The organism is Streptomyces sp. NBC_00996, from assembly GCF_045162675.1.
Taxonomy (GTDB): Bacteria; Actinomycetota; Actinomycetes; order Streptomycetales; family Streptomycetaceae; genus Streptomyces.
The window spans coordinates 2,457,818-2,483,024 of record NZ_CP108723.1; the positions used below are offsets into that span (position 1 = coordinate 2,457,818).

General features: G+C 71.0%; 23 protein-coding genes. 12 read left to right on the top strand and 11 right to left on the bottom strand.

The features are described from left to right. The first annotated feature begins 83 nt into the window (after positions 1-83). The gene (locus OG390_RS11725; RefSeq protein ID WP_406167252.1) at positions 84-494 is read left to right on the top strand and encodes a DUF3099 domain-containing protein; all 411 of its coding nucleotides are present in this window, start codon (positions 84-86) and stop codon (positions 492-494) included. Between the two features lie 211 nt (positions 495-705). Then, entirely contained in the window at positions 706-960 is a 255-nt protein-coding gene (locus OG390_RS11730) for a hypothetical protein (protein WP_406167254.1), read from the top strand. Between the two features lie 92 nt (positions 961-1,052). On the opposite strand, the gene moaA is transcribed toward OG390_RS11730, so the two are convergent. The 3 genes from moaA to OG390_RS11745 form a co-directional block, all read right to left on the bottom strand. Beyond that, positions 1,053-2,042, bottom strand: a complete 990-nt coding sequence (gene moaA / locus OG390_RS11735) for a GTP 3',8-cyclase MoaA (protein WP_399077422.1) — start codon at positions 2,040-2,042, stop codon at positions 1,053-1,055. A 170-nt stretch (positions 2,043-2,212) separates the two neighbouring features. Beyond that, a complete protein-coding gene (locus tag OG390_RS11740) occupies positions 2,213-3,832 on the bottom strand; it encodes a cation acetate symporter (protein WP_406167256.1) in 1,620 nt (539 codons plus the stop codon). Further along, positions 3,829-4,185, bottom strand: coding sequence for a DUF485 domain-containing protein (locus OG390_RS11745; protein ID WP_399077426.1), 357 nt, complete (start codon positions 4,183-4,185; stop codon positions 3,829-3,831). The genes OG390_RS11740 and OG390_RS11745 overlap by 4 nt, the downstream gene beginning before the upstream one ends. A gap of 374 nt (positions 4,186-4,559) precedes the next feature. On the opposite strand from OG390_RS11745, the gene OG390_RS11750 reads away from it, so the two are divergent. The 5 genes from OG390_RS11750 (at position 4,560) to OG390_RS11770 (ending at position 11,240) form a co-directional block, all read left to right on the top strand. Continuing rightward, positions 4,560-6,086, top strand: coding sequence for a S8 family serine peptidase (locus OG390_RS11750; protein ID WP_406167258.1), 1,527 nt, complete (start codon positions 4,560-4,562; stop codon positions 6,084-6,086). A gap of 112 nt (positions 6,087-6,198) precedes the next feature. Further along, on the top strand, positions 6,199-7,725 hold the full coding sequence (locus OG390_RS11755) for a S8 family peptidase (RefSeq protein ID WP_406167260.1): 1,527 nt from the start codon (positions 6,199-6,201) through the stop codon (positions 7,723-7,725). 75 nt (positions 7,726-7,800) lie between these two features. Then, positions 7,801-8,346 carry a hypothetical protein gene (locus OG390_RS11760; RefSeq protein ID WP_406167262.1) on the top strand — a complete coding sequence of 182 codons (546 nt, stop codon included), beginning with the start codon at positions 7,801-7,803 and terminating at the stop codon, positions 8,344-8,346. A gap of 7 nt (positions 8,347-8,353) precedes the next feature. After that, the gene (locus OG390_RS11765; protein WP_406167263.1) at positions 8,354-9,802 is read left to right on the top strand and encodes a CoA transferase; all 1,449 of its coding nucleotides are present in this window, start codon (positions 8,354-8,356) and stop codon (positions 9,800-9,802) included. 421 nt (positions 9,803-10,223) lie between these two features. Further along, a complete protein-coding gene (locus OG390_RS11770) occupies positions 10,224-11,240 on the top strand; it encodes a CopD family protein (RefSeq protein ID WP_406167265.1) in 1,017 nt (338 codons plus the stop codon). A gap of 3 nt (positions 11,241-11,243) precedes the next feature. Here OG390_RS11770 and OG390_RS11775 read toward each other — a convergent pair whose 3' ends face one another. The 8 genes from OG390_RS11775 to OG390_RS11810 all read right to left on the bottom strand — a co-directional run bounded on the left by OG390_RS11775 (position 11,244) and on the right by OG390_RS11810 (position 19,050). Beyond that, complete coding sequence (locus tag OG390_RS11775) at positions 11,244-12,287, bottom strand: zinc-dependent alcohol dehydrogenase family protein (RefSeq protein WP_406167267.1); 1,044 nt, start codon at positions 12,285-12,287, stop codon at positions 11,244-11,246. 39 nt (positions 12,288-12,326) lie between these two features. Continuing rightward, positions 12,327-13,013, bottom strand: coding sequence for a lysoplasmalogenase (locus OG390_RS11780; protein WP_406167269.1), 687 nt, complete (start codon positions 13,011-13,013; stop codon positions 12,327-12,329). Beyond that, entirely contained in the window at positions 13,010-13,882 is an 873-nt protein-coding gene (locus tag OG390_RS11785) for a sterol desaturase family protein (RefSeq protein WP_406167271.1), read from the bottom strand. Before OG390_RS11785 ends, OG390_RS11780 begins: the two co-directional genes overlap by 4 nt. Before the next feature lie 122 nt (positions 13,883-14,004). Then, positions 14,005-14,712, bottom strand: a complete 708-nt coding sequence (locus OG390_RS11790; RefSeq protein WP_406167272.1) for a VIT family protein — start codon at positions 14,710-14,712, stop codon at positions 14,005-14,007. Positions 14,713-14,850: 138 nt separating this feature from the next. Then, on the bottom strand, positions 14,851-16,077 hold the full coding sequence (locus tag OG390_RS11795; protein WP_406167274.1) for an amidohydrolase family protein: 1,227 nt from the start codon (positions 16,075-16,077) through the stop codon (positions 14,851-14,853). Then, positions 16,074-17,357 (bottom strand): amidohydrolase family protein, encoded by a 1,284-nt coding sequence (locus OG390_RS11800; RefSeq protein WP_406167276.1) that lies wholly within the window; start codon positions 17,355-17,357, stop codon positions 16,074-16,076. Before OG390_RS11800 ends, OG390_RS11795 begins: the two co-directional genes overlap by 4 nt. 11 nt (positions 17,358-17,368) lie before the next feature. Continuing rightward, the gene (locus OG390_RS11805; RefSeq protein WP_406167277.1) at positions 17,369-18,253 is read right to left on the bottom strand and encodes an SDR family NAD(P)-dependent oxidoreductase; all 885 of its coding nucleotides are present in this window, start codon (positions 18,251-18,253) and stop codon (positions 17,369-17,371) included. Further along, positions 18,253-19,050 (bottom strand): acetoacetate decarboxylase family protein, encoded by a 798-nt coding sequence (locus tag OG390_RS11810; protein WP_406167279.1) that lies wholly within the window; start codon positions 19,048-19,050, stop codon positions 18,253-18,255. The genes OG390_RS11805 and OG390_RS11810 overlap by 1 nt, the downstream gene beginning before the upstream one ends. 123 nt (positions 19,051-19,173) lie before the next feature. On the opposite strand from OG390_RS11810, the gene OG390_RS11815 reads away from it, so the two are divergent. The 5 genes from OG390_RS11815 to OG390_RS11835 all read left to right on the top strand — a co-directional run bounded on the left by OG390_RS11815 (position 19,174) and on the right by OG390_RS11835 (position 25,067). Then, positions 19,174-19,791, top strand: a complete 618-nt coding sequence (locus OG390_RS11815) for a TetR/AcrR family transcriptional regulator (protein ID WP_406167281.1) — start codon at positions 19,174-19,176, stop codon at positions 19,789-19,791. 166 nt (positions 19,792-19,957) lie between these two features. Next, entirely contained in the window at positions 19,958-22,537 is a 2,580-nt protein-coding gene (locus tag OG390_RS11820; RefSeq protein WP_406167283.1) for an MXAN_6230/SCO0854 family RING domain-containing protein, read from the top strand. Positions 22,538-22,705: 168 nt separating this feature from the next. Then, complete coding sequence (locus tag OG390_RS11825; RefSeq protein WP_406167285.1) at positions 22,706-23,707, top strand: DEDDh family exonuclease; 1,002 nt, start codon at positions 22,706-22,708, stop codon at positions 23,705-23,707. Between the two features lie 195 nt (positions 23,708-23,902). Beyond that, positions 23,903-24,136 (top strand): hypothetical protein, encoded by a 234-nt coding sequence (locus tag OG390_RS11830; RefSeq protein WP_399077463.1) that lies wholly within the window; start codon positions 23,903-23,905, stop codon positions 24,134-24,136. A 139-nt stretch (positions 24,137-24,275) separates the two neighbouring features. Beyond that, entirely contained in the window at positions 24,276-25,067 is a 792-nt protein-coding gene (locus OG390_RS11835) for an SURF1 family protein (protein WP_406177622.1), read from the top strand. Positions 25,068-25,207 lie beyond the last annotated feature (140 nt).

Consider the following 25,207-nt stretch of genomic DNA (forward strand, 5'->3'; position numbering starts at 1 on the left):
ACGCGTTCGGGCCTGCTTCCTTAACCGGGTTCGGACCGGGTACGGACCGGGGAGCGTCCGACACAGGCGGGTGGTGGAACGTGATGCGGAAGCAGAGAAATGTCCAGGTCTTCCGGATCACCGGGGCCAGGCAGGGGCTCGACGAGGACGTACGGGGCAGGCAGCGCCGCTATGTCATCTCGATGTCCGTCCGGACGGTCGCCGTGATCCTCGCCGCCACGCTGTGGAACGTCGAGCGGCATGTCGCCATCGTCGCGCTGGTGCTCGGGCTGGTTCTCCCCTATATCGCCGTGGTGATCGCCAACGCGGGCCGGGAGAACGCGCCGTCGCTTCCCTCGACGTTCGTCAACGTCCCCACCCGTCCGATGATCGCTCCGCCGCGTGAGGACGGCTTCGCGGAATCCGTCCCGGAGGACGTCCCGGAAGATGTCGCGGCCGACCTCGGGGACGCGTCTGCGGGGCACGGCGCACGACCTGACGTGACCCCGACCTGACCACGGAGGATCCTCCGAAAGCGGAACCCGGCCGCGCACCAAGCTCAAGAAAAGCTCAGATCAATCATGTTGTTCCGGTGCCGGGCGACGGGTTACCCGTGACATACTTCGTACGCGCTCCGCATCCCCCGTCGGAGCGACGGACCGACGCCGGGCAGCTCCCCCCGTGGCTGCTCGGCGTCGCCTTTTGGGGGCCGTCTAGGGTTGAGCCGTGACTTTCCCGCTCCCCGATTCCTCCCCCGCGACTCCCCAGTGCTCGGCCAAGGGCTGCCGTGCCGATGCCGTGTGGGTGCTTGCCTGGAACAACCCGAAGCTGCACACACCGGAGCGTCGCAAGACGTGGCTCGCGTGTGAGGAGCACCGCGAGCATCTGTCCAAGTTCCTTGGTGTGCGCGGGTTCCTGAAGGACGTCGTGAAGCTCGACGAGTGGGAGGAGCCCCGGCCGCCGGATTCCACCGCGGGTTAGCTCAGCCGCCGGAGTCCACCGGGGAGGATTCGCTCAGCCGCCGGAGTCCACCGAGCGGTTCGCTCAGTCGCCGAAGTCCCGTGAAGTGTGGCTCAGCCGCCGATCGCCGACATCGGGCGCTCCGGCTGCAGGAACGAGGGGTCGTCCAGCCCCGAGCCCGCCTTCTTGCCCCACATCGCGACCCGCCATATGCGGGCGATCTCCTCGTCGGGAGCGCCCGAACGCAGCGCGGCCCGCAGGTCGGTCTCCTCGGTGGCGAACAGGCAGGTGCGGACCTGGCCGTCGGCCGTCAACCGCGTACGGTCGCAGGCCGAGCAGAACGGGCGGGTGACCGACGCGATCACGCCGACGCGGTGCGGGCCGCCGTCGACGAGCCAGCGCTCGGCGGGGGCGGAGCCGCGCTCGGCGGCGCCCTCCTCGGTGAGCTCGAACCGCGTGCGCAGTGCGGCGAGGATGTCACCGGCGGTGACCATGCCCTCGCGCTTCCAGCCGTGCTGGGCGTCCAGGGGCATCTGCTCGATGAAGCGGAGCTCGTAGTCGTGCTCCACCGCCCAGGCCAGCAGGTCCGGGGCTTCGTCGTCGTTCAGCCCCGGCATCAGTACCGAGTTGACCTTGACCGGGGTCAGGCCGGCGTCGCGCGCGGCTTCGAGGCCCGCGATGACGTCCTTGTGGCGGTCACGGCGGGTGAGGGTCTTGAAGACGTCGGGGCGCAGGGTGTCCAGCGATACGTTCACCCGGTCCAGGCCCGCTGCCTTCAGGGCGGTCGCGGTGCGCTTGAGGCCGATGCCGTTGGTGGTCAGGGACATCTGGGGGCGCGGCTCCAGGGCGGCGACGCGCTCGACTATGCCCACGAGACCGGGGCGCAGCAGGGGCTCGCCGCCGGTGAAGCGGACCTCGGTGATGCCGAGGCTGGTGACGGCTATCTCGATGAGCCGGACGATCTCGTCGTCCGTGAGCAGATCGGGCTTGGCCAGCCACTGCAGGCCTTCTTCGGGCATGCAGTACGTGCACCGCAGATTGCATCGGTCGGTCAGGGAGACGCGTAGGTCGGTGGCCACTCGGCCAAAGGTGTCGATGAGCACGGGGGCCCCCTCCCTCGATACGGATCACAACTTTCAGACACCTGCGAGCCTACGTGACGGAACCGACATCGACAGCGGCCGGATCCCACGAGGTACGGCTCGGCCCCGTCGTAGGGACCTACTAGTAGTGATCTACCAGCGTCTACGACGGGGCCGTCGGCGGTGCGGACTCAGTGCGCTCCCGTGCCCGTGAGGGACCGAACCTCCAGCTCGGCGTATTTGCCGGTGTCCGGCTCCTCCTTGGACAGGATCGTGCCCAGCCAGCCCAGCAGGAAGCCGACCGGGATCGAGATGATGCCCGGGTTCTCCAGCGCGAACCAGTGGAAGTCGACGTCAGGGAGCATCGACGTGGGCTTGCCCGAGACCACCGGCGAGAACAGCACCAGGCCGACCGCGGTGACCAGACCGCCGTAGATCGACCAGAGCGCGCCCTGCGTGGTGAACCGCTTCCAGAAGAGGCTGTAGAGGATCGTCGGCAGGTTGGCGGACGCGGCGACCGCGAAGGCGAGCGCGACCAGGCCGGCGACGTTCAGGTCACGGGCGAGGGCGCCCAGGCCGATGGAGACGGCGCCGATGGCGATCGTCGCGTAGCGCGCGGCGCTGATCTCCTGCTTCTCGGTGGCCTGCCCCTTCTTGATGACGTTCGCGTAGATGTCGTGCGCGAACGAGGAGGACGAGGCCAGTGTCAGACCGGCGACGACCGCGAGGATCGTGGCGAAGGCGACGGCCGAGATGGAGGCGAGCAGGATGGCGCCCCAGTTGGAGTCGACGCCTCCCAGGTGCAGCGCCAGGAGGGGTGCCGCCGTATTGCCCGCCTTGTTGGAGGCGACGATCTCCTCCGGTTTGATCAGCGCGGCGGCGCCGAAGCCGAGCGCGAGGGTCATCAGGTAGAAGCCGCCGATGAGGCCGATCGCCCAGTTCACCGACTTCCGCGCGGCCTTGGCCGTGGGCACGGTGTAGAAGCGGATCAGGATGTGCGGCAGGCCGGCGGTGCCCAGGACCAGTGCCATGCCCAGGGAAATGAAGTCCAGCTTGGTCGTGGACGTGGCGCCGTACTTGAGGCCGGGCTCCAGGAAGGGCGTGCCCTTGCCGCTGTTGTCGGCCGCCTTGCCGAGCAGGTCGGAGATGTTGAAGTTGAACTTCAGCATGACCAGGAAGGTGAGCAGCAGGGCGCCGACGATCAGGAGCACCGCCTTGACCATCTGGACCCAGGTGGTGCCCTTCATGCCGCCGATGGTGACGTACACGATCATCAGGACGCCGACGAGGGCGACGATGCCGACCTTGCCGCCGTCGCTGGTGATGCCGAGGAGCAGCGAGACCAGGACGCCCGCGCCCGCCATCTGGGCCAGCAGGTAGAAGATCGACACGACGATCGTGGAGGTGCCCGCGGCCGTTCGGACCGGGCGCTGGCGCATGCGGTACGCGAGGACGTCGCCCATCGTGTACCGGCCTGAGTTGCGCAGCGGCTCGGCGACCAGGAGCAGGGCCACCAGCCAGGCGACCAGGAAACCGATGGAGTACAGGAAGCCGTCGTACCCGAAGAGGGCGATCGCGCCCGCGATGCCGAGGAAGGACGCGGCGGACATGTAGTCGCCGGAGACCGCGAGGCCGTTCTGGAAGGCGGTGAACTGGCGCCCGCCCGCGTAGAAGTCGGCGGCGCTCTTGGTCTGGCGGCCGGCCCACACGGTGATGCCGAGGGTCGCGGCGACGAACACCGCGAACAGGGTGATGATCAGCGGCCGGTGCTCGCTCGCCTCACCTGCGGCCAGAGTGATCGCGGGGTTCATGCGTCGCCCTCCATCCGGGACTTGATGGCCTCGGCCTTGGGGTCGAGCTTCGCGGCGGCGTGCCGCGAGTACCACCAGGCGATGAGGAAGGTGGTGAGGAACTGGCCGAGACCGAGCACCAGGGCGACGTTGATGTTGCCGAAGAGCTTGGTGCCCATGAAGTCGCCCGCGTAGTTCGAGAGCAGGACGTACAGCAGGTACCAGGCGATGAAGGCGACGGTCAGCGGGAAGGCGAAGGAGCGGTACGAGCGGCGCAGTTCACCGAACTCGGCGCCCTCCTGCACCTCGACGAACTCCTCGGTGGAGGGGAGTGGGGATCCGGCTTTCGAGGGTGGCGGTGCGTCGGTGGCCACAGTGTCTCCTCGCGTTACGGGTGCGGTTGCGACGGTGGACGGGGACGAGTCGGGGCTCGCGGACGGGGACGGCTCGGGTACGGACATGCGGTTCTGACCTCACAGTGATGTGGATCACGTGACCAGAAGTGATGATTCGACTCCTGTGCGTAATCCAGTAGGGGGCTCGATCGTCCTCGGGCTCCCTGCTCAAGGTCACGGCGCCACGCGTGGACCGGTTCAACTCCCCCGACTTCTTTCGGAACTCATCGACGGAAGTCATTGCTGGCCAGGTCGGGCGGGGGATAGCTTCGGCCTGCACCACTCCGTCATGTACCTGCCCGAGCACCACCTGTGTTCGGGCAGCTCCGTTTTCCGGATGATGTGGAGATCCCATGGCTCATCTGCGATCCAGACGCCGCCTCGCCCTGGCCGTGCCGGTCGTCCTGTCGCTCACCGCCTCGCTCGGCTTCCTGCCGGGCGCCGCGTCGGCCGCCCCGCGCACGGCGGCCGCCGCAACGAGCACGGACGGTCCGAAGCTGGCGTACGTGGTCAACACCAAGACGGACCACCGCACCATCGAGTCGGTGAAGAGTGCGATCGCGGCGGCCGACGGCACCGTCGTCATCGCGTACGAGAAGATCGGTGTGATCGTCGTCCATTCCGCCAACCCGGACTTCGGGAAGCAGATCCGGGCGGTACGCGGAGTGCAGTCGGCGGGCGCGACGCGGACGGCGCCGCTGACGCCCGCGGGGACGACGGACGAGGGCGCGGCGCAGGTGCTGTCGGCCGCGCAGGCCGCCAAGGTCTCGCAGAGCGCCACCACGGGCGAGGAGCCCTTCGAGGCCGACCAGTGGGACCTGCGCGCGATAGGCGCCGACAAAGCCGCGAAGATCAACCCGGGCAGCAGGAACGTGACGGTCGCCGTGATCGACGTGGGTGTCGACGACACCCACCCGGACATCGCCCCGAACTTCGCCGCCTCGCAGTCCGCGAACTGCGTGGGCGGCAAGCCGGACACCACGTACGGCGCCTGGCGTCCCGTGGACGCCGACCACTACCACGGCACGCATGTCGCGGGCGAGATCGCCGCCTCCCGCAACGGCATCGGCGTGGCGGGCGTCGCGCCCGGCGTGAAGGTCGCGGGCATCACGGTGGCCGAGCCGGACTCCACCCAGCTCTTCTACCCGGAGAGCGTCGTCTGCGCCTTCGTCTTCGCTGCCGACCACGGCGTGGAGATCACCAACAACAGCTACTACGTGGACCCCTGGCTCTACAACTGCCTGGACGACCCCGACCAGCGGGCCATCGTCGACGCGGTGAACCGGGCCCAGCTGTACGCCCAGAAGAAGGGCACCCTGAACGTCGCGGCGGCGGGCAACTCCAACGACGACCTCGACTCGGACGCGCTCGTCGACGCATCCAGCCCCGACGACTCGACCCCGGTCACCCGTACGGTCGACCCGCACAAGTGCTTCGACGTGCCGACCCAGCTGCCGGGCGTCGTCACGGTGAGCTCGACGGGCGTCAAGGGCGCCAAGTCGTACTTCTCCAGCTACGGCGACGGTGTGATCGACGTCGCGGCGCCGGGCGGCGACAAGTTCCAGATCCCGGACACACCGTCGATGAACGGCCGCATCCTCTCCACGATGCCGAACAACCAGTACGGCTTCCTGCAGGGCACCTCGATGGCGACGCCGCACGTCGCTGGTGTAGCGGCGCTGCTGAAGTCCAAGTACCCCAAGGCCACCCCGGCCCAGCTCCAGGCGCTGCTCAAGGCCGAGGCGGACAACCCGGGTTGCCCGACCGACCCGTACGACGGGGACGGCGACGGCGTCGTGGACGCCACCTGCGTGGGCGGCAAGCGTGTGAACGGCTTCTACGGATCCGGGATCGTGAACGCGCTGCGAGCGGTCAAGTAGTCCGTTGCCGATCGTTGGATCAAGCGAACCGCCGTCTACCGCCGGTTGAGCTTCTGCACGGCTCAGGACTCACGGCTCGCACAGCTCGTCCGCGAATCGAACTGGAGACTCCATGACAGCGCCCTACAAGCGCTCCCGTCGCGCCATAGCGATCCCGCTCGGGATGGCCACGGCGACGGCCCTCGCCTTCCTGCCGAACGCCACCGCGTCGGCACAGGAGGCACCCCGGCAGGTCGCCGCCGCCGACGCGACCTCGCTCAGCTATGTCGTCAACGTCCGCCCCGGACACGGCATTTCCGCCTCCGTGAAGAAGGCCGTCGCCGAGGCGGGCGGCACCATCGTGACGTCGTACGACCAGATCGGTGTGATCGTCGTACACTCGTCGAACGCCGACTTCGCCAAGACGATGCGTGGCGTACACGGCGTGGAATCGGCCGGGAACACGCGCAACGCGCCGCTGCCGGCCCAGTCGACCACCGACGTGGGCACGCCGAAGGCGCTCACCGCCCAGCAGGAGAAAGCCGCGAGCGCCGAAGCGGTCGACGGGCAGGACCCGTTGGAACCGCTGCAGTGGGACCTGCCCGCCATCAAGGCGGACAAGGCGCACGAGAAGACGCTCGGCAGCAGTAAGGTCACCGTCGCCGTGATCGACACCGGCGTCGACGACACGCACCCCGACATCGCGCCGAACTTCGACCGCGACGCGTCCGTCAACTGCGTGTCGGGCAAGCCGGACACGGCCGACGGGGCCTGGCGGCCCACCGCCGCGGAGAGCCCGCACGGCACGCATGTGGCCGGTGAGATCGCGGGTGCCAAGAACGGCGTCGGCATCACCGGTGTCGCGCCGGGGGTGAAGGTCGCCGGCATCAAGGTGGCCACCACGGCCGGCTACTTCTACACGGAGGCCGTGGTCTGCGGCTTCGTGTGGGCGGCCGAGCACGGCGTCGACGTCACCAACAACAGCTATTACACCGACCCCTGGTACTTCAACTGCAAGGACGACCCGGACCAGAAGGCCCTGGTCGACGCGATCACCCGTGCCTCGCGGTACGCGGAGAAGAAGGGCGCGGTCAACGTCGCGGCGGCGGGTAACGAGAGCTACGACCTGGCGGCCGACTCGATCACCGACCCGGTCTCCCCGAACGACGGAAGCCCGTCGGACCGGGTGATCGACCCGTCCAAGTGCTATGACATTCCCACCCAGCTGCCGGGCGTCGTCACGGTCGCGGCGACCGGCGCGAAGGGCATCAAGTCGTCCTTCTCCAACTACGGCCTGGGCGTGATCGACATCGCCGCACCCGGCGGCGACTCGACGCGCTACCAGACGCCGGCCCCGCCCGCCACGAGCGGTCTGATCCTGGGCCCGCTCCCCGGCGGCACATGGGGCTACATGGCCGGTACGTCGATGGCGACCCCGCATGTCGCGGGCGTGGCCGCCCTCATCAAGTCGACGCACCCGCACGCCCCCGCCGCACTGGTGAAGGCGCTGCTGTACGCGGAGGCCGACGCCACACCGTGCACCGACCCGTACGACATCGACAGCGACGGCAAGGTCGACGCGGTGTGCGAGGGGCCGAAGAACTACAACGGCTTCTACGGCTGGGGCACGGCGGACGCGTTGGACGCGGTGACGAAGTAGGGCTCTTGTGCGGATGGTTCGGGCCGGGCGGACGATCCGCCCGGCCCGGCCGTCTCGTACGGCAGGATCTTCGGCATGCATGTGTACGAAGATCCCGCGAACTGGACTCCTGAACCCGTCAGGCCCGGGTGGCAGTTGGTGCTGCGTTTCATCGCGACCGTGGTGTATGTCCCGGTGCTGTGCGTGGTGTGGGTGGCGACGGCGCTCGCCTTCATCGCGATCGGTCTCCTGGTGGAGGTGATCGCCGCGTTCAGTGAGCGCGTCGAGCACGACTTCGGCGCGTTCATGGAGCGGACGCTGGACCGGCTCGGTGACCTGGCCGCCTGGTGCGTGTGGTGGCCCGAGCTGCGGCACGAGGGCGACACCGAGTACTACAGGGCACGGGTCGACAAGGCGGTCGCCCGGTGGACCGCGGCGGCCTCGGCGCCGCGCAAGCCGAAGAAGGCGAAGCCGCCGGTCGAGTGCGCGATACCGCTGCACGTCTACCGGGGCGTCGGCGGGGGTTACGTCGCCGAAGTCGCCCTCGCCCAGGGATGGGAGCTGCGCCCGACGGACGTACGCAAGGAGGTACGCCTGTGGTGGACGGCCGCCTCTGATGTTGATCGAGTCCACCCGGCATAGTGCTTGTATGACACATTCACCGATGGTTGCCGTGTGGGAGGGGCTGGGCGGAGATCCCGCGCTGCTTCCCCGGGTTTCGGCCGTTGTACGGGAGGGCGCGCTGGAGGCCCGGCTGCCCGTGCGGGAGTTGGGGCGGGGGTGTGTGGGGGCGTGTGCGCTGGCGGCCGCCGAGCTGGGGGCGCGGCGGGCCGGGCTCGCGGAGGTGCCCCGGGTACGGGTGGACGACGGGGCCGTCGCCACGGCGTTCGTCAGTGAGCGGCATCTGCTGATCGACGGGCGCGCGCCAGTCAGTTTCGCGCCGCTGTCGCGGTTCTGGCGCGCGGCGGACGGGTGGGTGCGGACGCACGCGAACTATCCGCATCATCGGGCAAGGCTGCTGGGCGCGTTGGGGCTGGCGGACGATGCGACGGTTTCGGACGTCGCCGGCCTGCTCGCCGGGCGGTCCGCGGCGGAGGTCGAGGAGACGGTGTACGGCGCCGGGGGCCTGGCCGTCGCGCTGCGCACGGCCAAGGAGTGGGCCACGCACGAGCAGGGGATCGCGGTGGCCGGGCGGCCGTTGATCGAGCACGAACGTGTGGACACCGCACACGCGCGTGCGCTCCCCCCGCTCGACGGCGATCCCCTGCTGCCCGCCGCCGGGGTGCGCGTCCTGGACCTGACCCGGGTCATCGCGGGCCCGGTCGCCACCCGCACACTCGCCCTGCTGGGCGCGGACGTGCTGCGCGTGGACGCGCCGCAGCTTCCCGAAGACCCCGACGCGCACGCGGACACCGGCTTCGGGAAGCGGTCGACGACGCTGGATCTGGCGACCGACCGGAGCACGTTCGAGGAGCTGCTCGCTTCGGCGGACGTCGTCGTCACCGGGTACCGGCCCGGTGCGCTGGACCGGTTCGGGCTCTCCCCCGAGGCACTGGCCGAGCGCAAACCCGGGCTGATCGTGGCGCAGTTGTCGGCGTGGGGAGCGTACGGGCCCTGGCGTGAGCGGCGGGGTTTCGACAGCCTGGTGCAGGTGGCCACCGGGATCGCCGCGACGGAGGGTTCGCCGGAGCAGCCGGGCGCGCTGCCCGCGCAGGCCCTCGACCACGGGACGGGCTATCTGCTGGCGGCGGCCGTGCTGCGCGCGCTGACCGAACAGTCGGAGCAGGGGTACGGCCGCGTCGTACGGCTGGCGTTGGCGCGCACGGCGGCCTGGCTCACGGACGGGATCGAACGGGGTGGGACGGGGCCTGCCGGGCGGGGTGAGGCGGAGCCGGTCGAGCGGGGTGAGGCCGGGCCGGTCGAGCGGCAGGAGGCGCAGGAGCCGGCGTACGACCGGCCTGATGCCTGGCTCGCCGAGCGGGACAGCGGGATCGGACGGCTGCGGTACGCCCTGCCGCCGGTCTCCTTCGCGGGCGGACCGGCCGACTGGGCGCGACCGCCGGGGCGTTGGGGGACGGACCCGGCCCGGTGGGCCTGAGCCGGACGGACCCGGACCCGGACCCGGCCCGATCCGACCGGGAAAGGGCGCGGCCCACCCGGAACAGGCCGCGATCCACCCCGCGCAAGGCTCCGTGCGACCCGGACAAGGCACGGCGCGACACGGAACCCGGACAGGGCTCGGGCGGCCTGAGCCGGACGGACCCGGACCGGATGCGGTCCGTCCTGGACCCGGCCCGATCCGACCGGGAAAGGGCGCGGCCCACCCGGAACAGGCCGCGATCCACCCCGCGCAAGGCTCCGTGCGACCCGGACAAGGCACGGCGCGACACGGAACCCGGACAGGGCTCGGGCGGCCTGAGTCTCAGGGCGGCCGGAAACGTACCTATGGGCGGAATGCCGTCCCACCAGTTGTTTCCGGCCACTTGCCCGGATGTGTCACGCCTGTTGAAGATCGTGAGGTGACGTTGACAAGCCCCCCAGCCGACGTGGCGGACGAGCGCGAGCCGGCACGGCGCCGGGCCACCGGCCGGGCCGTCGCCGTGCTCGCCCTGGTGGCCGTCGCGGCCCTGATCCCGCTGCTCGGCCCGCGTACCGCGCTGCAGGGTACGGGCGAGGCCGCGGCGCCCGGCGTCGGCGGCATAGCCGTGCTGCGCACGGTGCTGTTCGCGGCGCTGTGCGTCCCCGCGGGCGAACTGTTCGCGGCCCGACTGGCCCGCCGCCTGCCCGGGGCGCCGCTGGAGGACGCGCCCCGCAGCTGGGCGCCCTGCACCGCTGCCGCCGGGTTCGTCGCCGCGTTGGGGCTCGCCTCCGTCGTGGCGACCGGCAATCTGCTGCCGCACCACCTATCCGACATCGACGTCGGCGGGCTCTACCGGACCCGGGACGGCAAGCTGGCGCTGCTGGAGGTCAACGCGTTCGCGGTGGCATGGCTGTGCGCCCGCGCGCGCCGGCCGGGCACCCAGGTGTGGCCGCTGGCCGCGCTGGTGGTCGCGGAGGCGCTGCGCGCCCACCCCACGGCGGAGCACGGCCCGCTGGTCGGCTCGGCTCTGACACTCCTTCACGTCACGTGCGCCGCGCTGTGGACGGGCGGTCTGCTGCACGTCCTGCGGATGCTGCGGAAGTGGCGTGTCACGGCTCCGGAGGCAGGTGCCGCGCTGCTCGGCCTCTACGCGCGCGTGGCGGCCGTCCTGTTCGCGGCGATCACCGCGACAGGCACCTGGAGCGCGCTGCGCCGCATGCCGCCCGGCACGGTCCTGGACCAGCTGACGTCGACTGCGTACGGCCGCACCCTGCTCGCCAAGGTGCTCGTCGTGGCCGCCGTCGCCGTCCTGGCCGCGTGGGCGCGACTGCGACTGCGCCGGGCGGCGGACCCGCTCAGCGCCTGCTCCCCCGCGCGCGCGGAGGTCGTGGCACTGGGCGTGGTCGTCGCCGTCTCGGGCGCGCTGACGGCGCTGCCGCTGCCGATCAGGTGGTGACCGTCAGTTGGTGACGAGCACCTTGAGGGCGGTCCGCTCGTCCATCGCCTTGTAGCCGTCGGGCACGCCCTCCATGCCGACGGTCATGTCGAAGACGGGCGACGGATCGATGGTCCCGTCGAGGACGTCGGGCAGCAGCTCCGGAATGTACGCGCGCACCGGCGCGACACCGCCGCGCAGGGCGATGTTCCGGTCGAACATGACGCTCAGGTCGAGGCCCGTACCGCTGCCGTGCGGAACGCCGACGAAGCCGATGGCGCCGCCGTCGCGGGTGATGTTCACGGCCGTCTTCATGGACTGCTCGGTGCCGACCGCCTCGACGACACAATGCGCGCCCTGGCCCCTGGTCAGCTCCCGCACGGCCGCGACGGCGTCGTCGCCGCGCTCGGCGACGACGTCCGTGGCGCCGAAGCGGCGCGCGATGTCCGTACGCACCTGGTGGCGTCCGAGCGCGATGATCCGCTCGGCACCGAGCCGCTTGGCGGCCAGCACGGCGCACAGCCCGACAGCCCCGTCGCCGACGACGGCGACGGTGGCACCCTTCCGGGCCCCGGCGCCGAGGGCCGCGTGATGGCCGGTGCCCATCACGTCGGACAGCGTCAGCAGGGCCGACAGCAGGTGGTCGTCGGAGGCCGCGTCCTTGGGCAGCTGTACGAGGGTGCCGTCGGCGAAGGGCACGCGTACGGCCTCGCCCTGTCCGCCGTCGTATCCCACGGCACCCCAGAAGCCGCCGTGCTCGCACGACGTGGTGAGCCCCTCGCGGCAGTAGTCGCACACGCCGTCGGACCACATGAAGGGCGCGACGACCAGGTCCCCGCGCCGGACGCCGGTCACCTCGGAGCCGGTCGCCTCCACGATGCCGAGGAACTCGTGCCCGATCCGCTGCCCCGGCTGCCGGGCCGCCTCGCCTCGGTACGCCCACAGGTCGCTGCCGCAGATGCACGCGCGCAGCACCCGTACGACCGCGTCGGTGGACAGCTGCACAACGGGCTCGGGCACGTCCTCCACGCGCATGTCGTACGGGGCGTGGATGGTGGTGGCGCGCATGGCGAGGATCCTTCTCGTGCGGGGCGTCGGTGGATGCGCTCAGGGGGTGGTTGAGCGCATCTCACCGTACGCCGCCGCCGGCGCGAGGCGCGCGCCGAGGGTGCCCAGCACCCCGCGGACCAGCAGATACTGTCCCGCGGCGTAGGTCAGCATGATCCAGAAGTCCGGTCTCGGGAGCTGCGGCCAGTCGGCGACTCCGGTGGCGATGAGTGTGTCCGAGAGCATGAAGAGTGCGCCGCCGAGACCCGCGACGAGTCCGAGCCTGCCGGCCCCGTACGCCATCGCGGTCAGCAGCAGGCTGTAGCCCGCGACGGGGATGCGGAGATCGGAGGGCAGGTCGGGCCACAGGAGGGTGACGGTGGCGACGAGGGCGACCGCGTATCCCCCTGCGAGCCGGGCTCCACGCGCGCGTGGAGCGCCTTTCGCGGAATGAGACGTGAAGAGGACGAGATAACACACGTGTCCCGCCGCGAAGGAGGCCATCCCCAAGAGGAAGGCCGGGTCGGCGTCGGACAGGAGCAGTACGTCGCCGCTCCAGCCGCAGAGCAGGGCGGCGACCAGGAGCCGCGGGGCGCCGCGCACGCCCGCGTGGGCGGCGAGCAGCGGCATCAGGAGCGGCTTGGCGATCCCGTGCCCGAGGTCGTATCCGGCGGCCAGGGAGGCGAGGTCGACGACCACCGCGAGAGCGAAGGCCACGAGCAGCACGCGCGCGAGGCGTGGGTTCACGCGACGGGCTCCGCGACCGGCTTCTTCGAAGTGACCGCCCCGACCGGCTGCCAGCCGGGCCCGCGGAAGACCCGCCCCGCCCTCTCGCGCCAACTCGCGGCCACCTTCAGGTCCCTGGCGATGGCGGCGTACTCATGCGTGGCCACGCGCAAGGGGTTGTACGTCGCGATGTTCTTGGTGAGCCCGTAGACGGGCCGCTCGGTCTCGGCGACGAAGGATCCGAAGAGCCGGTCCCAGACGATGAGGATCCCGCCGAAGTTGCGGTCCAGGTAGCCGCCTTGGGAGGCGTGGTGGACGCGGTGGTGGGAGGGCGTGTTGAACACGAACTCGAAGGGGCGGGGCAGCCTGTCGATGCGCTCGGTGTGGATCCAGAACTGGTAGACGAGGCTCGCCGACGAGCAGAAGGCGAGCGCCGCCGGGTGCACGCCCAGGACTATCAGCGGGACGTAGAAGGGCCACACGGTGAGGGACGTCCACGGCTGGCGCAGGGCGGTGCTGAGGTTGAACTTCCGGCTGGAGTGGTGGACGACATGGCAGGCCCACAGGATGCGGATGACGTGATGCCCGCGGTGGGACCAGTAGTAGAAGAAGTCCTGGGCGAGCAGCACCAGCGGCACGGTCCACCACAGGACGGGCACACGCAGGGGTGTGAGCTCGTAGATCGCCGTGTAGATCGCGACGATCGGGATCTTCCACACGAAGTCGAAGACGAGGCTTCCGAGCCCCATGCCGACACTCGTCGCGGCGTCCTTGGCCTCGTATCCCGCGGCGTCCTCGTCAGGATGGATCCGGACGCTCACCATCTCGATCACGGTGAGCAGCACAAAGGCGGGTATCGACCACAGCACGGCATCGGGCAGGTTCGGCATGGGTGCACCGTAGAACCGCTGGTCCGCTGCGGCTAGGGGTTGTTACCCACAAGTATTACCCGCGGTACGCGCTTACTCCTTGGCGATCTCCACCAATCGACATACGACACCGGACGGCGCGTTCACACCCCGGCCGCCCCCAGCAGGGCGCCCGCCGCGTAGGTCACCGCCATCGCCAGCGCGCCCCCGGCCACGTTCCGCAGCACCGCTCGCCCCGCGTCCGCCGACCCCAGCCGCGCGCTGCTCCAGCCGGTGAGGACGAGCGCGGCCAGCACGGACACGACGGTGACCCCGAGCCGCCAGCCCGCCGGCGGCAGCACGATCGCCAGCAGCGGCAGCAACGCGCCCACGGTGAACGACAGGCAGCTCGCCCACGCCGCGTGCCACGGGTTGGTGAGGTCGTCGGGGTCGATGCCGAGCTCCACGCGCGCGTGGGCCCTCAACGCATCCCGTTCGGTCAGCTGGACCGCGGCCTCCCGGGCCACGTCCCGTGACAGGCCCCGCTCCTGCAACAGGTCCGTCAGCTCCTGGAGCTCTGCCTCCGGCTGCTCCTTGAGCTCCCGCTTCTCCTCCGCCAGGGCGGCCAACTCCGAGTCCCGTTGGGTGGAGACGGACACGTACTCGCCCGCCGCCATCGACATGGACCCGGCCAGCAGTCCCGCGAGCCCCGCCGTGAACAGCGCGGCGCGGTCGCTCGTGGCGCCCGCGACGCCGACGACGAGGCCCGCGGTGGAGACGATGCCGTCATTTGCGCCCAGGACCGCGGCCCGCAGCCAGTTCAGCCGCGCACCGAGCGCGCCGTGAGCCTCGTCGTGCGTTGGTTCCGTCACACGGGGAGGATCGCACTCCGGGCGCCCCCCGCCACGTACCGACCCGTTGAACCGTCACCGCACCGGCACCTCCGGCCCTCAGCACACCCGCACCGGCCTGTGGAGCAGTCACCACACCCGTACCGGCCTGTGGAGCTGTCACCACACCCGCACCGACCCTCCCCTCGCGAACACCGGGCTCGTCGCGTCCGCGGGCGGTGTGCCCAGCGGTTCGGCGATCTCCTCCACCGTCGGGCCGACCTTCGCCGCGATCCCGTCCAGGCAGGCCAGGTCGAAGCCGTAGACACGGGCCGCGTTGCCACCGACCATCGCCGCGATCTCCTCCCGGGGCAGGCCCGCGTAGGCGATGCGCAGGCCCTCCCGGGAGTAGGGGTGGGTGCCCTCGTCGTGCGGGTAGTCGCTGCCCCACATGATCTTGTCGAGGCCGATGCGGTCGCGCAGCGGCACCTCGTGCGGGCGCATGAAGCTGGCGCCGACGAAGCAGTTCTCCCGCCAGACCTCCGAAGGGCCCTTGCCCATCGCCGCTGCCAGTCCCGCGCCGAACTTCGACTCGGCCGTCGACGCCTTCGTGGCGGTCGCCACCAGCCGCCCGTGGTAGTAATCCAGCATGTCGAGCACCCCGGGGATCCACCCCGAGCCCTGCTCGGTCAGCACCAGCTTCAGACCCGGGTGACGACGGAACGCGCCGCCGAAGATCAGGTGCCACAGCGCGCGGTGCGAGAACCAGGTCGTCTCCACCATGAACACCGCCCGGGCGGCAGGTTCGTCGCCCAGCGGCGGCGACGCCGAGCCCGCGTGGTGGTTCACCGGCACGCCCAGCTCCGCGCAGACCGCCCAGATCGGGTCGTACGCCGAGGAGTACAGCTCGGGCAGGCCCGAACCCGGCGGTGTGCCGGGCAGCAGGAGGCCGCCCCTGAGGCCCGCACCCGCCGCCCAGCGGATCTCCTCGACCGCCTCGTCCACGTCGTTCAGGAGGATCTGGAACACACCCGCCCGGCGGCCCGGCGCGGCCGCGCAGAAGTCCGCGAGCCAGCGGTTGTGGGCGCGCAGCCCGGCCCACCGCCGCTCGAACTCCGCCGCCGTCGGGGCCGGCGCCATCAAGGAGGCCGACGGGAAGAACGGCGGAATGGTGTTGGGGAAGACGACCTCCGCGACGATCCCGTCGTCCTCCAGTTCCGCGAGGCGCCGCCCGGAGTTCCAGTTCCTGTCGGCCGTGTCGGCGAGCAGGTCCTCGTACGGATTGACGTACGTGGCCGCCCACGCGTCGAACGCCTCGTGGTGCCGGCCCTCCAAGTACGGCTTGTAGTCGAGGAGATCGGCGCCCGCGTGACAGTCCGCGGAGATCACCGTGTACCGATCGCTCATGACGTGGCTCCCAGGACCGGGAAGTCGTGGTCGGTCAGCCAGTGGCGGCCCACCTCGCGCGAGCGCGCCCAGGACGCCTCCACGGCCGTCTGGTCGTCGCTCTGGCCGAGGTCGGCGGGGGTGGGACCGATGCGCCGGGCGAGCGGCGTCAGCTTCTCGACGTCGAAGCCGAAGACGTCCGCGGCCGCCAGGCCGAGCATGCGGCGCGTCTCCTCGACCGGGATGTCGTGGAAGGTCTTCGCCAGCCACGCGCGCGTGTCGGGCCAGGTGCCCTCGGGGTGCGGGAAGTCGCTGCCCCAGAGGATGTTGTCGACGCCGATCTCGTACCGCTGGGCCAGTTCACGGCGTTTGGTGTTCGTCGCGCAGATGAAGAGCTGCCGGTCCAGGTACTCGTGCGGGGGCCGCTTCAGCTCCGCGAAGGGCGACAGTTTCTTGCCGCCGTGCGCGCCCAGGTAGAGGCGGTCCATGAACCACAGGAGGTTCGGCAGCCACCAGCATCCCGACTCCGCGACCCCGAACTTCAGGGCCGGGTGCCGCTCGAAGACCCCCGACCACAGCAGGAACCAGAGGGGGCGGGCGGGCCACCAGGTCACCTCGCTGACGTAAATGCCGAGATGATCGCCGTACTCGTGGCGCGGCGCGGCCCCGGAGTGGGTCACCACCGGCATCCCGCACTCGGCGGCCGCCGCCCACACGGGGTCGTAACGACGGTCGTGGTACGGCTCCTTGTCGACCCACATGGAGGGGATCATCAGGGCGCCGAGCCCCGACTCCTTCGCGCGGTACACCTCCTCCACCACGCGCGAGACCTCCGCCGTGACGGGCAACAGGGCGACCCCGCAGTGCCGTTCGGGGTTCTCCGAGACGAAGTCCGCCAGCCAGCGGTTGTGCGCCTGCGCGCCGGCCATGCCGAGTTCGGGGTCCTGGTCGCCGGAGAGGCCGAGGCCCACACCGAAGGGGGCGGCCGTCCGGCTGTCGACGGCGTCGGCGTCCGGGAAGACCACCTCGCCGGCCACGCCGTCGCCGTCCAGCTCCTTGAGGCGCTGCGCGGTGTCCCAGCCGCCACGCAGGCCTTCTTCGTTGTCCTGGAACCATTTGTTCGCGAACGACTCGTTCCGGACCCCGAGCCGCGTCATCTCCTCGCGGCGCCGGTCGCGGCCCGCGAGGAACTCGTCGAAGTCCCGGTGGAAACGGGGGTCCAGATAGGGCCGGTACTCCTCGGTGGGGAGTCCGGCGTGGCAGTCGGAGGAGATGATCAGGTAGGGGTCCTGGCCGGCCATCGGGTGCCTCCTCAGTCCAGAATGAAGTTCTCCAGGTACGACGGTTCGGAGCGGTCGAGCATCGACTGCGACCGCGCCCGGATCTGCCGGTCGCTGTGCTCGCTCTTGGGCAGCAGCCAGAAGCGGTCCTGTCGGATCCCCTCGGCGACGAGGTCGGCGACCTCCTCGACGGGCGTGAACCGCACCTCGTGGCCCGCCTCCTTCATCGCGGCCTCCCACTGGTCGAGGCTGCGGTACGGGGTCTTCCTGGGCCGCTGCTTCGCATACCGCGTCGGCCGGTTGCGGTGCGACTCCCACAGGCCCGTACGGAGCATGTGGGGCCCCGGGAAGAGCACGGACGCACCCACGCGCGCGTTTTCCGCCTTCAGGTGGGCGTACAGCGATTCGGTCATCGTCACGACGGCCGCCTTGGTGACGGCGTACACGGAGGCGGTGGGCAGCGGGGCGATCCCGCCGTCGCCGGAGGAGGTGTTGACGACGTGGCCCGGTTCTCCCTGGGCGATCATCCGCGGGACGAACGCCTGGACGCCGTGGAAGACGCCCCAGACGTTGACGGCGAACGCCCACTTCCAGTCGTTCGGATCGTGCTCCCACATGCGGCCCTCGGCGCCGGATCCGACACCGGCGTTGTTGCACAGCACGTGCACGGCGCCGTACTTCTCGTACGCGTCCTCGGCGAGCGCGACGAGCTCCGAGCGCTCCCCGACGTCCACCACGCGCGCGTGCACGTCCGCGCCGTCCTCCCGCAGCTCGGTGGCGGCCTTCTCCAGGGCGCCCTCCTCGACGTCCGCGAGGACCACCTTCAGACCGTCGGCCGCGAACCGCCGTGCCATCGCGAGCCCGATCCCGCTCGCCGCTCCGGTGACGACGGCGACCTGTCCTTCCCTGAGCTCCATCAGACGCTTCCCTCCGGCGGGCCGTCGAGGATCTGCTGCGGATCGTCGTAGCGCTGGTGGATGTACGGCAGCAGGGCTTGGGCGCTGACCCGTTCGACGACCTTGCCCCGCTGGTCGGTGGTCTTCTCGCCGATGGTGATCTCGACGAGTTCGCGGACGGGGAGATCGGCGACCGGGTCGTACATCGACTCGCGCAGGACGACGTCCCCGGTGACGCGCTCCAGCCTGCGCACCTTCTCGTTGCGCAGGCAGTGCACGAGGACGGGCTCGGCGTCGAAGCCCGAACCGTCCACCGCGGGAAGGAACTTGAAGTAGAAGTCGGTCTTCTGGGCGGGCGCGGGCAGCGGCAGGTCACCGCTGACCGCGCCGCGCACCTCGACGAACGCGATGCCGTGCCGGGCGAGTACGGCGCGGACGACGAGGCCGTCGCGCTCGACCGTCACCTCGCCGAGTTTCTTGGGCTCCCCGAAGACCTCGCGGCCGCCGATGAGGGCCCGCTCGTGGGTCATCGGCATGACGAGCGGGTACCAGCCCTCGACGCCGTCGTGCGCGGCGGCGACGGCGAACGAGCCCGCGCCCAGCGGATATCCGGGCAGGTCGACCTTGCTGATGTTCACCCGCACCAGAGGACGCCCGGTGGGTTTCAGCGGGGGCGGCAGGACCGCCGCGACCGCGTCCGGATCGCTCTCCCAGACGGCCACCACGCCGGTGGACCAGATGTCGGGGAGCTTGGAACTCGCGGTGCGCGCGGCGGCGATCTCCGCCTCGGTCCGTGCTCCGTACCTCACTCGTGCCATGTCGTACCGCCCTTCACCGAAGGCATCGAAGGTTTCTGATGGTCCGTCACTGGCGCCTGTAACAGAGTTACAGCAGACTCCGCGAAGGGTAAATACGCGTGCGGACACGGACTTGGGAGCACCATGGGACGACCGGCACTCACGCGCGACGAGGTCCTGCAGACCGCCGCCGGGCTCGTGAAGCAGCACGGCCCGGACGCCCTGACGATGCGCAAGCTCGCCGCCGAGCTGGGCACCGCGGTGACCTCGATCTACTGGCACGTCGGCAATCGCGAGTCGTTGCTCGACGCACTCGTGGAGCGGACCGTCGCGGACCTCGGCGCGATTCGACCCACCGGGCGCACGCCGGCGCAGCGCATCGTGTCGGTGGCCGGCGCCCTGCGCCGACAGCTGCGCGATCATCCGCACCTCGTCGCGATGGTGCACGAACGCGGCCTGACCGAGCGGATGTTCCTGCCCGCGCAGCGGGCCCTGGTGCACGAGGTGCACGCCACGGGACTGCGCGGCGCCCGCGCGGCCGAGGTCGTACGGGCCGTGCAGTTCCAGGTCGTCGGCTTCGTCCTGGTCGAGCGCAACCGCGAGCGCGCCCCGGTCCAGCAGCCCGCCGAGGAACAGCTGTGGGACACCGGGACGGCAGAGGACGACCCGGGCCTGGCCCGTGCGCTGGCCGGGCCGGTCGACCAGGAGCGGCTGTTCGCCACCTCCGTGCGGGCGTTGGTGGAAGCGCTGCTCGCACACTGATCCGGCTCTCGAAAATATTGGGTGGCAGCGCGGACCGCCGCCTTCCTAGACTCCGTGATCGCGGGGGCGGCTCCGCAAGCGTGCTTCCTTCTCACTCTTTCTATGACACCCGTAGCGCGCTCACTCTCCGCCCCCGCCTCACACACACTTCCCGGGGGGAATCCGTTTGTCCGTGCTGTCGTCCGTGCTGCTCCGCCGCCTCCGTACCGTCTACGTCGACCAGGCCGGACCACGCCCGGGCGACCCGGCGACGACCGAGGGCCTGACCGCCCTGGAGGCCGAGCTGCTCGACCGGGGATTCGCCCCGACGGCACCGCTGCGCGCCGCGCTCGCCTGGCTCGGCCCCGCCGGACTCGCCGACGCCGGCGGCTCCCTGATCCGGCAGATCGACGCGGAGCTGGGCGCCGACCGCACGCACATGCCGCTGTTCCGCAGCTTCCCGGCCTCGGTGCCGGATGACACCTGCGAGCTGTATGTCGACCGCGTCTTCACGCTGCTGCTGCAATGGCCGGCCCAGCCGTGCGTGCTGTGCGGCACCGTCGGCAGCGTGCACGCCGTGTCGCCCTGCGCCCACCTGGTGTGCCGCGCCTGCTGGGACGGCGCCGACTACTCCGGCTGCCCGATCTGCCATCGCCGTATCGCTGACGGCGACCCGTTCCTGAAGCCCGCCGCGCCCCGCCGTCGGCTCGAAGTTCCCACCGGCCCGCTGAAGTTGCTCGCCCTCGGCACCGACCGGAAGGCCGACGCCACGAAGGCGCTGCTGCAGCTGCTGGCCCGGCGTACGCCGCTGCCGCCGCAGGACCGCGACGACGTGAAGCTGCTGCTCGCGCACACCTCCACCGCACTGGACTGGATGCCCGAGGACATCCCGGTCCGCGAGACGAAGGCGCTGGTCCTGGGCAGCCTCCTGTTGGACCGGCGTACGCGCGAGGCCGTGCGCCCGCTGCTCGCCGCACACCTGACCACCGCCACCGACGTCCTGCGCCTGCTGCACGTCCGGTCGGGCGGCGAGGCCGATCTGGTCGCACTGCGGCGCTTCCGTTCCCTCCCGCGCGCGCTGCGTCGGGAACTCCTCGCCGTACTCGACGGGTTCGAGGCGTCGTCGCTGGTCGAGGACGTTCTGCGGCATCCGGTCGCCTGGAAGCGCGCCGCCGAGATCCTGCACCCGTTCGAGCAGCACGCGCGTCACCCGAAGGCCGCCCTCGCCTTCGCCGTCCTGCGCGCCACGGACACCTCCGCCACGCAGCTGGGCGAGGCGCTGCTGCGTACGGCGGCCGCGCACCCGGAGGCGGTACGCGTCGACGGCACGCGTCTGAAGGCCGACACCTGGGGCGCACGCACAGAACAGGCCCTGCGGGACGGCGATTTCACCGCAGCACTCGCCCTGCTGGCCGTGCGCCCGGGCGAACTGCTGCGCAGAATGGATCACTTGCTGCGACTGCGCGACCTGGCGGCGCTGCCGGACGGGTTCGCCGACACTCTGCGACAGGTCCTGCCCAAGGCCGGTCCCGGGGCGCTGCTCGCGGCCCTCGGGCGGCTGCGAGTCCGTCGTCTCCCGGGCGAGCGCCGGGTGTTCTTCCCGCGCGGCCAGGTGACGCACTCCTTCACCGTCGACGACACCCGGGCCCCGCTGGCCGAGGCGGTCGCCGAGGGCGTCTGCGCGCTCCTGGAGGCGGAGGCCCTGCGCCGACTGGCCGGCGCCTCGCGCTTCGACCTCGCCGTCCTCGACTCGGGTCTCGCGGGCCTGGCCGTCCCCGCCACCGAACGCGCGTCCGCCAAGGCGCTCGTCTCCGTGCCGCGCGGCAGCAGTCAGCCACTGCCCCAGGGCGAGGTCCTGCGGCTCTTCCTGCACTGGACACAGCCCGACAAGACACGCGTGGACCTCGATCTCTCCGTCGCGCTGTACGACGAGGACTGGACGTTCGCGGGCGTGTGCGACTACACGAACCTCGTGTACGGGGACCGGGCCGCCGTGCACTCGGGGGACCTCACCTCGGCTCCGGCACCCGACGGCGCGACCGAGTACGCGGACCTGGACCTCACGGCGCTCGCCGACGGGCGGGTGCGCTTCGCCGTGCCCATCGTCTTCAGCTACAACAACGTCCCCTTCGAGCGGCTCCTCGACGCCTTCGCCGGCTTCATGGCGCTGCCCTCGAAGGACAGCCGCGACGCCTCGTACGACCCCCGGACGGTGCGCCAGCGCTATGACCTCGAGGGCGAGTCGCGCATCCATGTGCCGATGCTGGTCGATCTGGAGCGCCGCACGTTCCTGTGGACGGACCTGCATCTGCCACCGTCGGAGGGCTTCCACAGCGTGCACCGGCACAGCGGCGACCTCGGACGTATCGGCAAGGACCTGTTCCAGTACTTCACCTCGGGCCGCACCACGCTGTGGAACCTCGCGGTCTGGCACGCAGCGGCTCGTACGGACGAGGTCGCGGTGGTCCGTCGCGCGCGCCGGACCGACGAGCTGTGGCACTACCACCGCCGCGAGGGTGAGACCGACTTGGCCTTCGCGGCGCGCGTGCGCGCCCTGGAGCCGCCGGAGCGGCGGCGCCCCTCCCAGGACGCGGAGGCACTCGCCGCCGAGACGGCAGCCAAGAAGCACGCCCTGCTCGCCCTCGTGTACGGCGGCGTCGCCCCGGAAGGCTCGACCGGGTCCGTGTACCGGCTGCTGCCCGGCCCGGTCGACGGCTGCGGTCTGGAGCCGCTCACGGCGGGGGACCTCGTGGCGGCACTGGGCTGAGAGCTGGTGGTGGCGCCGGGGCGGCAGCCGGGCGCAGCGTCAACTCCGGGGCCCTGCGGCGCCCTTGTGGTGCCCACGCGCGCATGGCCATGTCCAGGGCCTTTGGAGCCCCGCGTTCCGGGAAGGCGACGGCCTGACTGTCAGTCGTGGCCCGTATCCTCAGTGACCATGCTCGAAGACCTCACGACCGCAGCGTCCCCAGCCTCCTGGCCGGCCGCGTATCCGCAGGGGTACGCGGTCGTTGACGTGGAGACCACAGGCCTGGCCCGCGACGACCGGATCATCTCGGCCGCCGTCTACCGGCTGGACGCGCGCGGTGAGGTCCAGGACCACTGGTACACGATGGTCAACCCGGAGCGGGACCCGGGCCCGGTATGGATTCACGGGTTGACGAGCGACATGCTCGAAGGGGCACCGCTCTTCCAGGACATCGCCGAGGAATTCGCCGACCGGCTGGCCGACCGCGTGCTGGTCGCGCACAACGCGGTCTTCGACTGGTCGATGATCGCGCGGGAGTACGCGCGCGTGGAGCGCGAGGCGCCGGTCCGCCAGCGGCTGTGCACCATCGCCCTCTCCAAGGAGCTGAGGCTGCCGCTGCCCAACCACAAGCTGGAGTCGCTGGCCGCGCACTTCGGAGTCGTCCAGCAGCGGGCGCACCACGCACTGGACGACGCACGCGTGCTGGCGGAGGCGTTCCGGCCGAGCCTGCGCGCGGCCGCGCACGGCGGGGTGCGGCTGCCGCTGTTGGAGTGCCGGCCGCTCAAGGAGTGGTCCGACAGCCCCGCGACGCCGCGGATCGGGCGCCAGTCGGGCGGTTACCCGTCGGGGAGCGGCTATCCGTCCGGGAGTTGGCGCCCCTCGCGCAAACGTCCCGCATGCCCCTATCCCAACCCAGGACGCTACGAAGAGGGCAAACCTCTCAAGCAGGGCATGCGGGTCGCGTTCTCCGGGGACACCTCCATCGACCGCGAACTGCTGGAGGACCGCGCCGTCGAGGCCGGGCTGCATGTCGCCACGAGCCTGTCCCGGCTCACCAGTTTGCTCGTCACCAACGACCCGGACTCCGGCACATCGAAGGTGATCAAGGCCGAGCAGTTCGGGACACCGGTGATCGACGAGGCGGCGTTCGGCCAGCTGCTGCGGGACGTGGAGCCGGCGATGGAGCAGTGACCCGGCAGCCGCCGACGGACGACCGGCGGCCACTGCGGGACGACCGAGGGCCACTGGCGGACGACCGGCGGTCGCCGACGGACCGCCGAGGACCCCTGGCGGACGTACGAGGGCTGACGGACGTACGGGTGATTGCCGAGCGACTCGCCCGGCGCCCGCTCGCCCGCGCCGCGTCGGCCCCTCACCCTGTGGCGCATGGCGAGATGTGAAGTATGCGGCAATGACTACGGCATGACGTTCGAGGTGCACGCGCAGGGCGCGGTGCACGTCTTCGACTGCTTCTCCTGCGCGATCCACCGGATGGCCCCCATCTGCGAGCACTGTCGTGTCCAGGTCATCGGCCAAGGGGTCGAGGTCGAGGGCCACTGGTTCTGCGGCGCGCACTGCGCCCGGGCGGAGGGGAAGGTGGGGATCATCGACAAGGTCTGAGCCTCACTCCCCGGCCCGGCACGGGGCGACGCTCCGAGCCCGGTACGGGCATCGGCACGGGCACGGGCCCCGGCATCCGCACGGCCCTCGGCGGGACCCTCCCGTCGGGGGCCGAATCATGCCGAGTAACGTCAATGGGGTGTACCGCTTCCTGTTGACCCGGCAGTGGGTGATCCTCACCCTCGTGACCCTCGCGCTCATCCCGACGATGATCCGGCTGGGCTACTGGCAACTGCACCGCCATGAACACAAGGTCGCGCTGAACACGGTGATCTCCGACTCACTGACCGCCGAGCCGGTGGCCGCCGAGTCGCTCACCGCGCCGGGACAGCGCATCAAGCACGACGACCTCTACCGCCGGGTGACGGCGAAGGGTCACTTCGACACCGCGCACGAAGAGGTCGTGCGCCGCCGCACCAACTCCGACGGCGCGGTCGGCTACCACGTCCTGACCCCGTTCGTCCTGGACGACGACCGGGTCCTCATCGTCAACCGGGGCTGGATCCCGGCGAACGGCGCGCAGACCGCGTTCCCGAAGATCCCGACGCCCGCGAAGGGCGAGATCACCGTCACCGGCCGGCTCATGGCCGACGAGACGACCGCCGACAGCGGCATCAAGAACGTCCAGGGCCTGCCCGACCGCCAGGTCATGCTGATCAGCAGCGAGCAGCAGGCGCAGCGGCTCGGCAAGCAGGTCCTCGGCGGCTACATCGAACAGACCGCGCCGGACCCCAAGGGCGACTCCCCCGAGTTGATCCCCGACCCCGAGCACAGCGACATCGGTCCGCACATGGCGTACGCGATCCAGTGGTGGCTGTTCTCGGCGGGCGTTCCCGTCGGCTGGGTGATCCTGGTCCGCCGCGAGCGCCGTGACCGGGCGGAGGCCGCGACAGCGGAGGCCGCACCGGAAACGGCCGCGGCGGCCGTGTAAGCGGCCTCGGGGCAGTGGGGTGCGTTTCCGCGTCGTCCGGTGCGGTGCATCGGCGTGCTGCCGCGTCGCCCTCGTCCTGGATGTCCTTGGGTGATGTGGCAGTGCGGCGAGGTGCCGTGCCGGGCGGCGTGGGGGCGTGC

Bases quoted from the DNA above. Each gene is read 5' to 3' on its own strand.
- OG390_RS11725 (WP_406167252.1), top strand. From the start codon at position 84: ATGCGGAAGCAGAGAAATGTCCAGGTCTTCCGGATCACCGGGGCCAGG.
- OG390_RS11740 (WP_406167256.1), bottom strand. From the start codon at position 3,832: ATGAACCCCGCGATCACTCTGGCCGCAGGTGAGGCGAGCGAGCACCGG.
- OG390_RS11750 (WP_406167258.1), top strand. From the start codon at position 4,560: ATGGCTCATCTGCGATCCAGACGCCGCCTCGCCCTGGCCGTGCCGGTC.
- OG390_RS11755 (WP_406167260.1), top strand. From the start codon at position 6,199: ATGACAGCGCCCTACAAGCGCTCCCGTCGCGCCATAGCGATCCCGCTC.
- OG390_RS11760 (WP_406167262.1), top strand. From the start codon at position 7,801: ATGCATGTGTACGAAGATCCCGCGAACTGGACTCCTGAACCCGTCAGG.
- OG390_RS11765 (WP_406167263.1), top strand. From the start codon at position 8,354: ATGACACATTCACCGATGGTTGCCGTGTGGGAGGGGCTGGGCGGAGAT.
- OG390_RS11775 (WP_406167267.1), bottom strand. From the start codon at position 12,287: ATGCGCGCCACCACCATCCACGCCCCGTACGACATGCGCGTGGAGGAC.
- OG390_RS11785 (WP_406167271.1), bottom strand. From the start codon at position 13,882: ATGCCGAACCTGCCCGATGCCGTGCTGTGGTCGATACCCGCCTTTGTG.
- OG390_RS11795 (WP_406167274.1), bottom strand. From the start codon at position 16,077: ATGAGCGATCGGTACACGGTGATCTCCGCGGACTGTCACGCGGGCGCC.
- OG390_RS11800 (WP_406167276.1), bottom strand. From the start codon at position 17,357: ATGGCCGGCCAGGACCCCTACCTGATCATCTCCTCCGACTGCCACGCC.
- OG390_RS11805 (WP_406167277.1), bottom strand. From the start codon at position 18,253: ATGGAGCTCAGGGAAGGACAGGTCGCCGTCGTCACCGGAGCGGCGAGC.
- OG390_RS11810 (WP_406167279.1), bottom strand. From the start codon at position 19,050: ATGGCACGAGTGAGGTACGGAGCACGGACCGAGGCGGAGATCGCCGCC.
- OG390_RS11815 (WP_406167281.1), top strand. From the start codon at position 19,174: ATGGGACGACCGGCACTCACGCGCGACGAGGTCCTGCAGACCGCCGCC.
- OG390_RS11825 (WP_406167285.1), top strand. From the start codon at position 22,706: ATGCTCGAAGACCTCACGACCGCAGCGTCCCCAGCCTCCTGGCCGGCC.
- OG390_RS11830 (WP_399077463.1), top strand. From the start codon at position 23,903: ATGGCGAGATGTGAAGTATGCGGCAATGACTACGGCATGACGTTCGAG.